Genomic DNA, 16,056 nt, shown 5'->3' with positions numbered 1-16,056 from the left:
ATGACAGCTCCAGCGACTACAGGGCAGTTGAGAGAAAAGCTTTCTGATATGGAGATCGGAGACTATATTGTCTGGAAGTACGACAATACAACAAGTGGATATATTTTTGGAGGTAGTACGACCGGTTATACAGAAATTCCGCTAACAGGAAATCCGTTAGCCAGTATGCCTTTGAAATACTTCTGGTATGCGATCAAAGTGGATAAAGGTTTACTAATAGCAGATAGAGTCGTAAGTAACACGACAACATGGGATTGGTTAAATTCCAATAAGTTCGTCGAAGGTTCGCCACGCATTATAAGTGAAACATCAGGTGTTGTTCGTTGTCCAAGCGGGGGTGTTGCATATGCTGATGCTAGTGGAAATAAAGTTTTAACTTCAACCAATACAGGTTATGGGGCTTGGCCTACGATTAATGAGTGGGATACGTATGTTGTGAATTTTCCTTTAAATAAAATTTTTTCCGGAAAATCATTGAATGATTTATGGAACTTTAAGTGCATGACATGGTGTAAGGAAACGACAATACCGATTACTGGAACAGTGCCAGGCGGTTGGACAACGGGTGGCAGAACAGTTCGTTCTGAAAATACAACAAATAGCAAAGATAGATTTTGGAGTACAGCTTCTAACTACTCCAATGTAGCAGTGGGCTTTCGTCCAGTATTTGATTATAAGGAGGTGTAATGATGGCAACTGTAAGAGACCAGTTAACTGCACCAGAAAGTGGGTGGAAGAGGTATGACGATGCCGAACCATTCATCAGCTATACAGGTTTCACTCAAAGGAATACTACGGTTACGGGTGCATACCAAGGGAAGTCTTCTTACAATGCAAATGGATCTACTATAGGAGAAGTACTCTTTTCATTTGTGGGGACTAAAGTGAGGATCATTTCTTCATCTACTAACCAATATAGGGCAGAGAGCGTGAGTATCTCCATTGATGGTGAGATGGAGATGTTTACAGCAAGAACAACTGAAAACCAAGTACAAACACTTGTGTATGAAAGGAAGAATCTACCTTATGGGAGGCATACCGTGAGGATTTTTGACTTCAAAGGGATCACGAACGCTGGAGCCGCCGCCTTCGGTCTAGATGCTATAGATATTGATTCAGATGGATATTTAACCAGAACAATTGGTTCTCAATTAACCGCCCATGACTCTGGATGGAAAAGATATGATGACAATATATCTTCGATTAAATATGTTGGGAATTTCACTAACGGTGTTGGTGCTGGTGCATACAATGGGTACTCTAATTACACTTCGACAATAGGTGACAAAATTGTTTTTGACTTTGAGGGAACTAAACTAAGATTAATTGGAGCAAGATATACCAATCGAAGTGATCTAATCGAAGTTTACGTTGATGGTATAGTGCATGGAACACATTCACAATTAGGGTCAGAACTTGCACAGGTGCTTCAGGTTGAAATTGTTGGATTAACTCAAGCAAGACATCGAGTAGAAATAGTCAACAGAGCCAGCGAATCAGCGACAAATGCAAAGACAACTTTTATGGCGCTTGATGCCATAGATATTGACTCGGATGGTCGATTATTTCACCCTGATGAAGTCACGAGTATAGTTGGAATTGAAATTGGGAAACGCATCAGATGTCATTATCAAGCTTCTACTTCTGGTACGGTGGGTACATTTAGTGGTTTAGGGAAGGAAAATTCCTCGTTTATACCCACATCAGGCTCTATCTCTACTCCAAATGGAGACTTCTATTTTATTGTAGTAGAAAATTGGAATGGAGATTTAAAATTAATCGCAGATAGAAATGTACAGAATCTAATCAGTTGGGATGCTCTTAATAAGGATGGTATGGTATATGGTATAGATACTATCTTCGAAAGAGAGTTAAGTCCAACAGAGTTACTGGGAATTCCCTTTGCAAGTACTTCACTTAATGCATCAAGAACACCAGATAAAGCATTTGATGGAATAGTTTCAAGTAGTTCGGTCTATTGGTATAGTGATGCTGTGGCAAGTGTTCAATGGATAGGATATGATTTTGGAGCGGGAAACGAAAAGGTTATAAGCAGAATTGGCTTGTCTGGATTTAGTCACACATACAACTACTCGCCTAAAAATTTTATCATCCAAGGAAGTAACGATAATATTAGCTGGATCGATTTAAGATCGGTAATTGATTCAGGCATTTCGGCAGGAGTTATCAGTGCTTTCGATTTTAACAATGAAAATGCATTTCGTTATTATAGAATTTATATAACGGAAGCCTATAGAACCGCAACTATTGGTGTTGTCAATACAGGGCTTGCAGAGTTTAAATTCTGGGAGTCTGACCCAATCATAACCACTAAGTCGAGTTCAATTAGACTTTTAACGGGTGGTATATCTACTACAGATAAAGATAACGAATGGGATAAGTATATTGTAAACTCAACATTGGATGGAACGATCATTGCTGGCGATAACAATGTATGGAATTGGAATGTTCCTACATATTCTTGGGTAAGCTCAACGGGTCCAAACTCAGGCAGTAGAGCCGCTAGAGGTTATAATAGCAATTCAACTTGGGCGCAATCAACTCAAGGAACTGCTGGTACAACTAATATGGGTTTTAGACCAATGATATTGTTACCAAATATGCTTATGATAAAGCACTTTTTAAAAATTAATGGCGAATACAAGATATACGAGTTAGGAAGTTCAACGTGGAATACAATTTCCGCAACTTTACCTTCAGAAGACACTTTTATTAATGAAGGAATGGACGATCTATCTGTATTAGATAGAAAAAACGAAGTTTTCGTTCAGACCATGACTGCCAATGGATCACTAGGATCAGGTAAATTGTTCAAAGGAAGTATTGATTTGAAAAAGTACTTTGAAATAACAAATGTAAGTGTGAAGTAGGGCTTGAATGTTCTACTTCTTTTTGTTTGTAATATAATGATTCAATTATATAGGAGATGGGTTAATGGCTGGAAAATCAAAGCCCAACATATTAAATCTAGGACAAGAAGCTTCATATCAAGTACTTTCACTGGTGGGGTCTCAAGGTTCAGGTGGAACAGTGCAGTTGCCCGGTTTGTTTGATGGAAATAATCCAAATGAATGGAACACTCCGAAGGTAATGTATTGGCAGACTGCGGATAACTTCATTGAGATAAATATATCAACTCCAAAAGTGAATATTTGGAGATCAGGAACCACTGGCTGGAAGCAATACATAGGCTCATTAAAAATTAAGTATTGGAATGGATCGTCATATGTAGATGTAACAAATAATTATCCTCAAACAGTGACTCAGATTGCTGAAACACAGTGGGAGAAAACTATACCGAATCTTCCATCGGGACGATATAGATTTGAATATGGAACTGCACTTAGATTGGATTCCGAATGGTTCATTGAAACTGCAACTTCAAGTAGAATCTTACTTTCATCAGGTGATAAGTATTATTCGATTACTGAAAATCAAGGCGCGCACTTCGGAACTGATTCTAATATATTGATAAGCCCTGCAAGCAGATCCATGAGAAACAATCATGGAACCGCCATAATGTTTCGCATTAAAACTAGGGAATCAACTGGTCAACTATTCAGAAGTTGGAATGATACAGGAGTAATCTACACTATACAACTGAATCAAGGAGGGTTTTATGTATCACTGGCAGGAGCCAGCAATGGGACATTGCAATCAGCTAAAACTGTAAATGATGGATTATGGCACGATGTCGTTGTTTATTTTCAAACTACTAGAAATAGTTCTGGAAACACAATGCATATTTATATCGATGATCTTACAAACCCTGACGCTACTCGGACTAGTATGAGACAAGCAAGTCAAATTGCTGACAGCGGAACAATGCATATTGGCAGTGGTTCAAACAATACAAATTTAAAAGATATCATTTTTGTTAGCGGATATGACTCTGGAACTGGGGAGCAATATCAATTGGAGAGATACGACAATATCACAAGAAAAATGAGCGCGTTCTATCGATTTGAACAAAAACTAGAAAATAATGTTGTTATAAATACTATGGGAAGCGAAGACTATGGCATAGCAACCAATGTTATCATTGAAGTTCCTATAGTAAAAATGTTAGACGATGTAAACGAGAGCGACATTATGAAGTATGGTATAGATGGTGAAATTGAACTAACATCGTTTGAAGAAATGCACGATATCTCCACTAATACAAAGTCAGTAGGATCAGGCAAAACCTTTGAACACACAATTGATATGTCGAAACGTCGAGTAGACAAAGTTACGCTTGGTTAAATTTACGAGGAGCACATCTTATATGGTGTGTTCTATTTGTTTTTGAAAGGAGATGATTTAATGGCTATTCCGAAGTTGTATGGAGAAAACATTATCCCTATTATGACAAGTAATTCAACATTAGGTTACACGTCGAGTGCGAGTAGTTACTTCGGATCAGGAAATGACCCATTTGTGGCGTTTAACGAGTCTAATAGTGAATGGGCATCACGCGGAGTTACAGGTTGGATTGCGATTATGTTACGACAATCTAAGAAGCTAGAAAAATATTCAGTGTTAGCGACAACTGGTTCAACTATAACTGCCGCACCTAAGAATTGGACTTTTGAAGGTTCTGATGATGGAACTAATTGGACTGTACTGGATACGCAAATTAATCAAATTTTCACTAAAAGTGAGAAAAAGAATTATGAGATAGAAAATCAGAGTAGCTATACCAGATACAGACTAAATATAACAGCAAACAATGGGTACTCTAGTTTCACTCTTGTTGGTCGTCTGGAAATGTATGAAAGAGCATTTTACAACAAATTTTTGGTTTCATCAGAAGATAATCTTTATTCAGTTTCACCCTTAAAGCATAGCGACAGCACTGTAATTCCAAAAATGACAGCTAATACAGCTCCTTCTGGTGTGGCAAGTGCAAGTAGCACGAACAACCCATCATTTCCTTATAGGGCATTTGACGGAGATGTAGGTGGAACGTGGTATGCTACAGCATCATTTCCAATAACTTTACAGTATGAGTTTGCTCAGCCGAGAGTTATTGGGAAATACTCATTGATTGGATACACAGCCGAAAACAATTCTAAAGCGTGGAAATTTGAGGGTTCAAATGATGGGGTTTATTGGACAACTTTGGACGAACAAATAAATCAGATTAATTGGACACTTGGAGAGGTCAGAAGCTTCTCATTTAAAAATACAACCAGTTATAAGATGTATAGAATTAATATATCTAGCAATAATGGTGGTAGTATAATACAGGTTGCAGAATTGTTAGTGTATGAAATATTGGAATTTCCAAAAATGAAGTTTTTAGATACTATGTCAGAATCAAACTTCTTGAATTATGGGCGTAACACTAAAGATGAAATCGATATGCATTTCGAATTAGAGATACGTTCATTTCACAATAGCAACAATAGTATATTAGGGTCAGGAAAAATATTTAAACACAATATTGACAGGTCTAAGTATCAAGCACACAAGATTATATTAGGCTAGATTTTATGAGCACATCTATATGGTGTGTTCTATTTATTTTTGAAAGGAGATGTTTCATTTATGGAAACAATCCCAGTTGCATTAAACCCAAAAGATATGGGTTCAGGGTTCACATTATCTAATGGAGATCTTACCATAGTCACCTCAACTGATTATCGTGCTATTCGTGCTACACACGGCAAGTCCAATGGAAAATGGTATTGGGAGGTTAAATATGATGCTGGAGTAAAAAACGTTCATATTGGAGTATCCAACAAATCCTTCTCTTTAACAGGGAATATTGTTGCAGATAGCTCAATGTGGAGAACTTATTATGGGAATAGCGGGAACAAGTATCCAGAAAATACAGCATACAGTACAGTGTGGGATGTTGGGAATGTTGTTGGTGTCGCACTTGATCTTGACAATGGAACATTAGAGTTTATTAAGAATGGTGTTAGTATTGGTGTTAGTCACACTAATGTAAAGGAATTAGGAGAAGTTTATCCCACTTTGGGATCATTTAGTTCAAGTAGTAAGACTGTAACAATTAATTTTGGTGCGAGTCCTTTTGCATATAGTGTTCCTAGTGGATATAGAGCATACAACTTGGTGTACTCTTATAAGTTCTTGATTTCGTCAGAAGACCAGTACTACAGCATTACAAATAAATACAAAGATAATGCTATTCCTGCAATGATATCTAACACTAGTCTGAACGGTATTGCTGATGCAAGTTCGTTTTATACGACATTTTACCCATGGAAAGCATTTGATAGAATTGTTGATCCAAATGGATGGGTTGCTAATATCAATGTTCTAACTGGATGGTTAAGTTATGAATTTGATTCACCTAAAACAATCTCCGCCTACTCAATTCAAGCAGGAACTACTCCTGTAAACAGACCTCCAAAAAATTGGACATTTGAGGGTTGGGATGGATCAGAATGGATTGTTCTTGATGCTAGAATAAATGAGCCTAACTTTACTGTAGAGGAATATCGTCTCTACGAATTTAAAAATAAGGTTGCTTATAAGAAATACAGAATTAATGTCACTGCAAATCAAGGCGCTGGAGACTTCTTGGCGATTGGTGATTTAGGTATGTATGAACTCGATACATACATATCTTCCGTAGACAATTCAGAAACAAGTTTTTTTGAACATGGGATGGATAAAGGAATGATTATTGATCTAGAGGAGGAATTTATCGAAAGAAAGTCTGTGGTTAAAGATAATAAAAAAATTGGTTCAGGAAAAGTGTTTAAGCAGAAAATCGACACAGCTAAAATACCAATAAAGAAAGCGTCAATTACATGAGCTAATAAAATGAACTATCTATTTAGAATTCAGAAAGGAGTGGGTTAATTAATGGCAACTTTAGGTCAAGCACTGCCACTTCCAGAAGAGGGTTGGAAAAGGTACGATGATAATGAAATAATCTTTAAGTATTCGAGCGGATTTGTTTCCTCTCCAAATGAAGCGTATTACAATGGTACCTCTAGACTAGCTTCAATAGCAAATTCAACTGTAGAGTTTCAATTTAAGGGCACAAAGCTAAGGATAATTGGCAACAGGCATAACAGAGGATCATCTAATATATCTGTCTCTATTGATGGGTTAACTGAAGTTTTCAGTGAAAATAATGTAGATATTGTTCAACAAGCATTAGTCTATGAAAAATTAAATTTGTCCGATGCTATTCATACTGTGAAAATCACTACAAATGATATCAATTTTGTTCTTTTTGACGCGATAGATGTGACCGAGATGTTCTATAAGACATTTGTGCGCTATAACGGTCTATATTACTACTATTTAAACTCATCGTGGAATCAACTGTCTAGTGTTGATCCAACTGAGCAAGACTATAAAAATTACGGTATGGAAGATTTGTTGATTGTTCCTGAAACCGCGTGGGCACAGTTTCAAGGGGAAGTAGAGTTATTTTACTATACAAACGACCCAGTACAACAAGTATCCTTTAACATCGAAACCGAACCTTTTACTCTCGAAGAGGAGTGGGCAGACAAGAATATTGAAGTACTTTATTACACTGATGACCCAACAGCAACAGAATCAGTAGTTACAATCGAAACCGAACCTTTCACCCTAGCGGAAGAATGGGAAGATAAAGAGATCAAAATCATTGAATACACCGATGATCCAAATCAAACCGAATCAACGATTACAATCGAAACCGAACCGTTTACCCTCTACGACGAGTTGGGTGATAGTGTAGATGTTCTATACTACACAGATGATCCCTCCAAAACGTCAGCGGAACTAAATATCACGGCTAACTACTCCCCATTGGATGAACTTGAGGGAGATTTTGATGTGGTTACGTGGACGAATGATGAAGAGGTTATTGCAGGTAATCGGGACATGATGCTAGCGTATAACGCGCTACCGTTTGAACAATTAGTTGTGCAACCAACAGACATAGCGTTATATGGAGACATGAAAAAGGTTATTGCTACGAAAGTAACGGAGAACAGCCCGGAAGGTATATTAAGGATGGCTGCTTCGTTCGACTCAGGGCTAACATGGAAGACATACCGTTTCAACAAGTGGTTCGATATGGATATCCAGGATACAACGTTATTCAAAAGAAAAGGAATGGATCTGGACACACTCAACGCCATCCCTGAAAAGGATCTAATAGCTTTAACACGAATCGCCTATTACTTCGATAGCAGTATGCACTATGAAAACAGCTATTCGCTGGACGAATTGAAGATGATCGTTGATGCACCGCGACATGCAGTGGAGTTTAGAGATATGTCATTGCAACTAGTAAACACCACTGCCACAATCAACCTGACCTTCTCTGGTAACAAACTTACAGGTGTGCTGAATGATGCAGATCAGGGCAAGGTTAAATACCGCGTGTTGTTGAACGGTAAAACGTATTATCCGGCGGATGGCAATTTTACGCGACTGGTGCAATCGCCGTTAAATATTGAACTCAATATTGACGAGAGAAATGTTAATTTTGGCGTAGAGAATACACTGAAGGTTGAATTTCAGGATTATTGGGGTGCCGTAGACTCTTGGGAAACCAAATTTATCGGATCGTATTCAGGATTAATGTTTATGGATGAGTCGGGAGACTTTCTGTCAGATACCTTTGGCGGTATTTTGAAACAACTTGATTATGGGGTGATCATTGCCGGACAGACGACGTTAACCAAGAAAGTTAGAATCAAAAACTTGCTTGGATATGCTGTGGATCATGTTTACCTGGAGATGGATAAGAAATTCGAAACGGATGGTGTTGAAGTCCAATTATCCAGACAGGCCGATCCGTTTCTTCCGATCGATTATCTGACCTATGGTCTGATCCAACCAGAGGATAGCATCGATTTTTATATTCGTATCGCAACGGATATTCATGCCAAGCCGAATCCTAATGGTAATTTTGAAATGAAGGTCACAGCAGACCGGGTATAGCTCTCAATACAATGAGACAGGAAGTGAGTGGAATTAATAACGGGGAGACTCTATTAGATAGTTTTATACATATTAAAAGTCCAGAGAATCGTTTTGCAGCAAAGTATATCCTGTACAATCAGGTGGATGAAGAACTGCCTTCGGTCCTGATAGCTGCTACAAGAAAAGCAAGCGAGATCGTCTCCAATGTATTCGTACGTGTCAGACGGTCAGAGGAATTGAGAAATTCGCTATCGGTGATGTACAGGTCGCAAGGAGATCTGAGCGCAACCATTCAAGCGGCATCCAAAGTTGATCTTGAAGGCATGTTGTACGTTCGACCACATAACCGTGCACATGGCAAATATGAATTACTGGAAGCACCGCGTGTGACTGTTAATCTGAAGCCTGTTGCTGATGCAACCACGCGAAGTCAAACTCACTTGCAGACGCTCAACTTTGGTGATACACAGCGTATGATGATCGGCAGAGACGAGATGGAACAATTCGAATCGTTTATACATTTCGGTGATTTGGATACCAGAATACCCGATTTGTTACATTTGGAAGAAGCTAAATTGAGGTTATATTACACAGGAACCCTGGCACCTGGAGCACACATTGAGCTGCATCAGCCGGATACATTGTGGCGTGAGTACGGGATTACGTATGCAAACAGACCTCATTCCATTCAGCTCTTATCGTCCAGTTATATCCTGAATACGACTGAACGTTATGTTGAGTTTGATATGATGGCATTACTCCAAATGTGGAGAGAAGGTATTCTTTCAAATGTTGGAATAATTATTCAGTCTAGCGGTAACACGCCGATTTATTTCAACACTCGTGAGTCTTCTAAACCACCTGTTTTGCAGATCACATATATCACTTCTCAGATCTATTCCATCGGTCGAACCGAAATCGGAAGTGAAGTTTTTATTTATGGTGCAGGTCACAAGGATATAGTTTCAACGTTAGTTATACACAGTGATATTGGGCTGGATTGGCTCAAATCTCAGTTGTACGTCCACCGCTATGAGGATCACATGCATCATGATATACCTCAAGTAATCGCAGTCAGCCGTCCGGACCTGGATGTAGATCTGACAATAGCTAAACGTATAGATGTGGAACTGGATTCGAACATTTCTATTGCTGAGAGTAGGACAGAAGAGAAGGAAACATGGGTTGCTGTTTCTAAACCCGAGCTTCATTCGCAGTTCATTACTGCTATACGAACAACTAAGGATACAGATGGTAACCTTGCCGTTAGAACAAGTCTGGACGACGACAGAACTGTAGAAATCGCAGTGTCTCATCCTGACTTACCTTCAGTGATTACGGTAGATAGACAAATGTCTCTGGTCAGCGAGTTAACGATATCACAGTTGTTTGAAGATGAATGGGCTACGAGCCTAATTGTATCTATACCTGATCTTCATGCTTTATTGGAAGTCTCCGATTATATAAAAGCAACTTCAACGTTGGAGTCTTTGCTAACGGTCATGTACGACGGTGATTCGGCTATGATTTCGGAGATTATGGTTAATAAACCTGATCTGAATAGTGTTCTTCAAGTCAGAGCATTAGATCATGATGAGAGGGCAGGCAGTCTTGAGATTCCTTATTTGGTAGAACAGCCTGGGCAATTATATATCTCCAGACCTGATGTGCTTTCCAGCATTGAGGTCAAGTATATGGATGTTTTGGATGGCCACATTAGTATCAAGGAAAGAGAATACTTGGATGGTTATCTTCAGGTGCGAGAGTGGAAGGATATGCAGTCTACGGTAGATGTGAGACAGATTGTCGATATGGCTACTGAAATGACAATTTCCAAGCCTGATCTGGCCGCTTATGTCCTACCAAGAGTTATTGCGAATGAAGGGTTAGATTCGATCACAAGTATCCGTAAACGGGATGCCAGTGATTTAGTGACCACAGTAATCGTGAAGAGTCCAGGAAATCAAGCGTATTTTTACATTTTATAAAATGAGTTAACTATCTAAGAGGGCGTTGGCCCTCTTTTTTTGCGTTTAGGATCATGTCCAACTCTAAGCATCTGTACTTTATTGTGTAACAGTCGTCTTCTCGTTATGATACAATGTGTTCATCACATATTAAGGAATGAAGACCATGCATCAAGAGGACAGTGTATTTGAACAGATTATGAAGCAGAAAAGATTGAAGCCTATCAAGCCTGCAACTACAAAAGTTCAAGTCAAACCAATACATAAAAAGAAACTAGTTCAGGAGCAATTAAGTGAATTGGATGTCCAGTTCAAAAAGTCAGTAGCTGAATCAATAGACCGTAGTGTACTTCATAGACGTGTACTGGGAATTAGAAGAGAGTTAACGGAGATAAGACGATTAAAGAATGATGAGCATACGTTTTAAGGTAAGCCTAATTCAACTCACCTTGGGTGAGGGGGGCTTTTTATATTCCAATAAAAGCATAGTTCTACTATCTTTCTGCAAAAAGGATTACCAACAATATATTTGAACTGTAAGTACCTACATTTTCTCAAACACGGCAGGTGTCCACACGACAATCCAGAATGAGGCATACAATTATCGTGACCTGTGGAAGAGGAGGTGGATCGGGAAATTATGGTGACGATGGAGCCTATTGTAGTTGGAGAGCATGTATTGGTAGGGGTAGAAGTCAAGCTGCCTAAAACAACGTTGCTGACCATTAATACATCCAAAGGATATATCATGTGCGGAGCACTCGATGTGGGATTACTTAATGAGAAGCTCGGGGATCGCAAAATTATTGCAGCTCGGGCGGTTGGTGTGCGTACATTGGAGCAGTTGCTGCATGCACCTATGGAGTCGGTGACAACAGAAGCCGAGGCCATGGGCATTACGGTTGGTATGACGGGTGTAGAGGCTTTGTTGAAAATGATCTAATCACTAACAAAAGGGCTCCCCGTATGGGAAGCCCTTCTTTAGCGTCCTAATATAGAGACTGGCACATCGTAGCTCCTACCTCTATACACACGAACTCTTTTCATTAAATTAAGCTTCTTCCTTCGCGAACAAGGCAGCCAGATTTTCTTGGAAAGGTGCGCGAACAATGCCTTTTTCCGTGATAATAGCTGTTACATATTCGTTAGGCGTTACATCAAATGCTGGATTGTATACTTTAACACCTTGCGGTGCTGTACGTTTACCAAATCCTTCGGTCACTTCCTCCGCAGCACGTTCCTCAATTGGAATAAGATCTCCGGATGGAGTGGACAAGTCAATGGTCGACAATGGGCTTGCTACATAGAACGGAATATTGTGAGCCTTGGCAAGAACGGCCACGCTGTAGGTTCCGATCTTGTTAGCTACGTCACCGTTCGCTGCAACACGGTCTGTTCCGACGATAACGGCTTGAATCCATCCTTTGGACATCACCATGCCTGCCATATTGTCGCAGATTAGCGTAACGTCTATGCCAGCCTGTTGCAGCTCGAATGCCGTGAGACGAGCACCTTGAAGGACAGGACGAGTTTCGTCGGCGAATACTTTAAGTTGCATGCCACGCTCATGAGCGAGATACATCGGTGCAGTCGCTGTTCCGTATTTAGCTGTTGCCAGTCCGCCTGCATTACAGTGAGTGAGCACACCCATACCATCTTCGAACAAAGGCAGTGCATTCTCACCGATCATGCGGCATACTTCTTCGTCTTCCTTCTGAATCAACAGCGCTTCTACTTCGAGAGCATCATTGCCCTCTTCCAGGCTCATACCAGATTCAACGACCTCATTTGCTTTTTGCATCATGCGATCCAATGCCCAGAACAGGTTGACCGCTGTTGGACGGGAAGTAGCCAGATGAGCACAGATGGATTTTACGTGATCCAGCCAGCCTTGAACGGTGGTACCATCATATGATTTGGCACCCAATACAACACCAAATGCAGCAGCAATGCCAATCGCCGGAGCACCGCGTACTTTCATGGAGTGGATGGATTCCCATACTTCCTCGGGTGTATACAGTTTCAACATGAGGATCGTTTCGGGCAGCAGACGCTGATCAAGCATTTCAAGCTTGTCCTTTTTCCAGATGAGAGAGGAAAGGGTCTGATATTCAGGGGTTGTCATGGGTGGTTCCTCCGTTCCTTATGTTAAGTCTTAGTAGTTGTAGCAGTAACAGCTGTGGATACGATATCCAGTAATTCGCCGATGGTATTCAAGCGACGATGGTTCTTGATCAATGCTTTACCAATGGACAACGCTTTACGCTGAGCATGTTCACGTTCAGTCGCATTTGGAATGGTATCTATATCCGCCACGTGAGCGAGTCCTACGATACGACGAACCATTTTGGCACCTGCGAAGCCAATGGAATCTCTGAACAATTGTTGCACATATAGATCCTGATACCCTGGCGTTTTTGCCATCGGATCAACGAGGTCATTAACCCAGAGGGCACGGAAACGAGATTCGAATTCAGTCCATACATCACGAACCATATTCAGCAAAAGCGTTTCACGCTCACGCAAATCAGTCTCATCCTGAATCCATCCTGGGAGGGATGCGTAATTCAAGAGCAGATTCGCGAGGACTGCACCGACATCGAATCCCATGGGGCCGTAATATGCAAATTCGGGATCGATGACCTTGGTTGATTCAGGTGTAACAAAAATACTGCCTGTATGCAGATCTCCATGAAGCAGTGCTTGCCCATGTGTCAGGAATTTTTCCCGTAGTAATGCCACTTCAAGGTGAAGCTCTCCATCTGTGCGAAGGGCTTCAGCCTCGTCTTCAATGGAAGCATCATAATTATTATTTTCAGCGATCCGGTAGGGTTCATCAAAGATCAGATCCTCCGTTATTTTGCATTGGTCCGGATTAATGAATCTGCCCTGTTGTTCCTTCTTCAATTGCTGATCCATGCCCAAGTCGGATGTGAAGAACAGCGTTCTTGCCATGAATTCCCCAATATGCTGTGCAAAAAGAGGATAGGAAACACCTTCGATCAGGCCTTTACGCATGATCACATGATCACTCAGATCTTCCATAACCGTTAAAGCGAGGTCATCATCGTAATGATACACTTCGGGTACCATCCCTGGACACAGACGATACTCTTCCTGAAGAATCTCACGTTCAATGCGGGCACGTACCAGAGAGAGCGGCCATGATTCTCCAACCACTTTCGCATAAGGAAGCGCCTGTTTGATAATGATACTTTTATCGGAGTTCTGATCCGTGATGTGGAAAACCAAATTCAGATTGCCGTCGCCGATCTCGTGACAATCCAGATTTGCACTTGCCGCAAATGGACCCGGTAATGTTTTGGCCAGTTCAATTGCATCCTGGGGGGTAAACGGGCGATATTGGGACAAAGGTGCCACCTCCATATATATGAAGAAACAGGAAAACCCACTTCTTTGCTTGGTATATGCAGTATATCGGAAATAGCGTGGTTTTTGAACTTTTTTTTGAGACAAGTCAAGTCGATCCTGATTCGAACTTCCGGTTCAGGGGTAAAAACAAATAGGCCGGAGGGTTGAGAGAAACACTGTTCATGAGCCTCTCCGCTACCAAGCGGTGACACATTGTTAACTCTCTGTTATGCATTGCGGGACAACCTGCTTATCACGGCGTGACAGACTAATTTTAAATAAAGGATGGGATTAATATGGCTACAAAAAACAAAACAGATCAAGCAAAATCGGTGGAACAAGTACTTAATCGTCAGGTGGCTAACCTGAACGTATTGTATGTTAAAATCCATAACTATCACTGGTACGTTAAAGGACCTAACTTCTTCACGTTGCATGTGAAATTCGAAGAGTTCTACAACGAAGTTACAGTACAAATGGATGAAATCGCAGAGCGTATCCTTACACTGAAAGGTAGCCCAGTGGCTACAATGAAAGAGTATCTGGAGCTTTCCTCTATCCAGGAAGCAGCAGGCGGAGAAGACGCAAAAACAATGGTGCAAAACCTGATCGAGGACTTCGCGACACTTTCGAATGAATATCAGGAAGGTATCGAAGTTGCAGATGCAGCTGAAGATCAACCAACATCCGATATGCTGACAGGCTTCAAGGCTGATCTTGAGAAACACATGTGGATGCTTCGCTCTTTCCTGGGTTAATATAGCCAAGATTTTGCCTAATACAAGTGGGTCTCTTACGTAAGCTTTCTGAGCTCGGATCTTTGTTGTCAGAAACGCCCTTAGCGTCTATACTGCTGACAAGAACGATGTGGGAGGGAATCACTTATGTTAGAACCAACGATACCGGCTTTAAAAGAATGGGCTTCTGCAATCAAAGCACTGGAAACGGGTCGTCAAATTATGGTGATGCGCAAAGGTGGGATTGTAGAGGAAACCCGACATTTTGAGCTGAAAAGTCCGGCGTTTTACCTGTATCCGACTTATGAACATCAGCGTAAAGAACTGATTAAGTCCTCGGATCAATCCTATGTTGAAGAATCCCTGGCCGAATGGGTGCCCGAAGCTTCGACAATCCGTATTACTGCATATGCCGAAGTAACGCAGGATCTGGAGATACGAGATCAGGAGATGCTGGATCGACTTCTTGACTTTCATATGTGGACAGCGGATTTTGCCGAAGACCGTTTGAAATGGAAACGGAAAGAGCCGCTCCATGTATTGATCCTGCGTGTGTACCTTTTGAATGAACCGATGGAGATCCCAGTATTACCTGAATATAATGGTTGCCGTTCCTGGATTTCCATTCCGAATGGTCCGGTGCCGCGCGAAATGACGCCAGTGGTGGACGTTGCGGATTTTGACGAACAGGTACAGAAGATTAACGAAATGCTCAAAATGTAATTTTGATTAAGGGAAGGACTTGTCCATGATATGGATAAGTCCTTTTTTTGATAACGTAGCAGATGAGATGAAACTGTGATTTTTTGTGATTTTTCTCACTGTTAATCTTGGCTAAAGATGTCTTCTCATTTGATTCAATTAGGCTTTTAATATAGAATCAGAAGGAATAATGTTTTAGGGATGGAACAAAGTCTCTTAGGAAATGACTTGATTATCATTGAGAATCAGTTTAGAATTATTCTAAAGTGTTCTTGCTTGAATAATCGAGTACAAGAGAAATTCAGGGGAAGCCCTGTTCAGATATAATAGGCGCTTTTTCGTTTTCGACAGTAAACATCAATTTAATC

The 16,056-nt window shown here is 40.6% G+C and carries 13 protein-coding genes; 11 read left to right on the top strand and 2 right to left on the bottom strand.

Features of this window, described 5'->3' with window-relative positions; all coding sequences use genetic code 11:
- The 9 genes from J7E78_RS14050 (at position 1) to J7E78_RS14010 (ending at position 11,820) form a co-directional block, all read left to right on the top strand.
- Complete coding sequence (locus J7E78_RS14050) at positions 1-687, top strand: hypothetical protein (protein ID WP_215076851.1); 687 nt, start codon at positions 1-3, stop codon at positions 685-687.
- Positions 687-2,891 carry a discoidin domain-containing protein gene (locus J7E78_RS14045; RefSeq protein WP_215076849.1) on the top strand — a complete coding sequence of 735 codons (2,205 nt, stop codon included), beginning with the start codon at positions 687-689 and terminating at the stop codon, positions 2,889-2,891. The genes J7E78_RS14050 and J7E78_RS14045 overlap by 1 nt, the downstream gene beginning before the upstream one ends.
- Before the next feature lie 64 nt (positions 2,892-2,955).
- Positions 2,956-4,266 (top strand): laminin G domain-containing protein, encoded by a 1,311-nt coding sequence (locus tag J7E78_RS14040; RefSeq protein ID WP_215076848.1) that lies wholly within the window; start codon positions 2,956-2,958, stop codon positions 4,264-4,266.
- Between the two features lie 60 nt (positions 4,267-4,326).
- Positions 4,327-5,493 (top strand): discoidin domain-containing protein, encoded by a 1,167-nt coding sequence (locus tag J7E78_RS14035; RefSeq protein ID WP_215076846.1) that lies wholly within the window; start codon positions 4,327-4,329, stop codon positions 5,491-5,493.
- A 60-nt stretch (positions 5,494-5,553) separates the two neighbouring features.
- Positions 5,554-6,792, top strand: coding sequence for an SPRY domain-containing protein (locus tag J7E78_RS14030; RefSeq protein WP_215076844.1), 1,239 nt, complete (start codon positions 5,554-5,556; stop codon positions 6,790-6,792).
- Positions 6,793-6,843: 51 nt separating this feature from the next.
- A complete protein-coding gene (locus tag J7E78_RS14025) occupies positions 6,844-8,928 on the top strand; it encodes a hypothetical protein (protein ID WP_215076842.1) in 2,085 nt (694 codons plus the stop codon).
- Between the two features lie 23 nt (positions 8,929-8,951).
- Complete coding sequence (locus J7E78_RS14020; RefSeq protein ID WP_215076841.1) at positions 8,952-10,898, top strand: DNRLRE domain-containing protein; 1,947 nt, start codon at positions 8,952-8,954, stop codon at positions 10,896-10,898.
- A 145-nt stretch (positions 10,899-11,043) separates the two neighbouring features.
- Positions 11,044-11,304 carry a hypothetical protein gene (locus J7E78_RS14015; RefSeq protein WP_215076839.1) on the top strand — a complete coding sequence of 87 codons (261 nt, stop codon included), beginning with the start codon at positions 11,044-11,046 and terminating at the stop codon, positions 11,302-11,304.
- Between the two features lie 213 nt (positions 11,305-11,517).
- Entirely contained in the window at positions 11,518-11,820 is a 303-nt protein-coding gene (locus J7E78_RS14010; RefSeq protein ID WP_017689545.1) for a YunC family protein, read from the top strand.
- Positions 11,821-11,928: 108 nt separating this feature from the next.
- On the opposite strand, the gene mtnA is transcribed toward J7E78_RS14010, so the two are convergent.
- Complete coding sequence (gene mtnA, locus J7E78_RS14005; RefSeq protein ID WP_215076838.1) at positions 11,929-13,002, bottom strand: S-methyl-5-thioribose-1-phosphate isomerase; 1,074 nt, start codon at positions 13,000-13,002, stop codon at positions 11,929-11,931.
- A 23-nt stretch (positions 13,003-13,025) separates the two neighbouring features.
- Complete coding sequence (mtnK, locus tag J7E78_RS14000; RefSeq protein WP_215076837.1) at positions 13,026-14,249, bottom strand: S-methyl-5-thioribose kinase; 1,224 nt, start codon at positions 14,247-14,249, stop codon at positions 13,026-13,028.
- Between the two features lie 296 nt (positions 14,250-14,545).
- Between mtnK and J7E78_RS13995 the strand changes: the two genes are divergently transcribed.
- Positions 14,546-15,007: a Dps family protein gene (locus J7E78_RS13995; protein ID WP_215076835.1), complete on the top strand. Its 462-nt coding sequence runs from the start codon at positions 14,546-14,548 to the stop codon at positions 15,005-15,007.
- A 126-nt stretch (positions 15,008-15,133) separates the two neighbouring features.
- Positions 15,134-15,709, top strand: coding sequence for a DUF1802 family protein (locus J7E78_RS13990; RefSeq protein ID WP_215076833.1), 576 nt, complete (start codon positions 15,134-15,136; stop codon positions 15,707-15,709).
- Positions 15,710-16,056: the final 347 nt, after the last annotated feature.

Source organism: Paenibacillus polymyxa (assembly GCF_018614975.1).
In the GTDB taxonomy this organism is placed as follows: Bacteria; Bacillota; Bacilli; order Paenibacillales; family Paenibacillaceae; genus Paenibacillus; species Paenibacillus polymyxa_E.
The sequence above is the reverse complement of the archived record's forward strand: the minus strand, read 5'-3'. Positions and strand labels throughout refer to the sequence as shown.

Coding starts and splice junctions, on each gene's coding strand:
- J7E78_RS13995 (WP_215076835.1), top strand. CDS start 14,546: ATGGCTACAAAAAACAAAACAGATCAAGCAAAATCGGTGGAACAAGTA.
- J7E78_RS14045 (WP_215076849.1), top strand. CDS start 687: ATGATGGCAACTGTAAGAGACCAGTTAACTGCACCAGAAAGTGGGTGG.
- J7E78_RS14015 (WP_215076839.1), top strand. CDS start 11,044: ATGCATCAAGAGGACAGTGTATTTGAACAGATTATGAAGCAGAAAAGA.
- J7E78_RS14030 (WP_215076844.1), top strand. CDS start 5,554: ATGGAAACAATCCCAGTTGCATTAAACCCAAAAGATATGGGTTCAGGG.
- J7E78_RS14050 (WP_215076851.1), top strand. CDS start 1: ATGACAGCTCCAGCGACTACAGGGCAGTTGAGAGAAAAGCTTTCTGAT.
- J7E78_RS14025 (WP_215076842.1), top strand. CDS start 6,844: ATGGCAACTTTAGGTCAAGCACTGCCACTTCCAGAAGAGGGTTGGAAA.
- J7E78_RS14040 (WP_215076848.1), top strand. CDS start 2,956: ATGGCTGGAAAATCAAAGCCCAACATATTAAATCTAGGACAAGAAGCT.
- J7E78_RS14035 (WP_215076846.1), top strand. CDS start 4,327: ATGGCTATTCCGAAGTTGTATGGAGAAAACATTATCCCTATTATGACA.
- mtnA (WP_215076838.1), bottom strand. CDS start 13,002: ATGACAACCCCTGAATATCAGACCCTTTCCTCTCTCATCTGGAAAAAG.
- J7E78_RS14010 (WP_017689545.1), top strand. CDS start 11,518: ATGGTGACGATGGAGCCTATTGTAGTTGGAGAGCATGTATTGGTAGGG.
- J7E78_RS13990 (WP_215076833.1), top strand. CDS start 15,134: ATGTTAGAACCAACGATACCGGCTTTAAAAGAATGGGCTTCTGCAATC.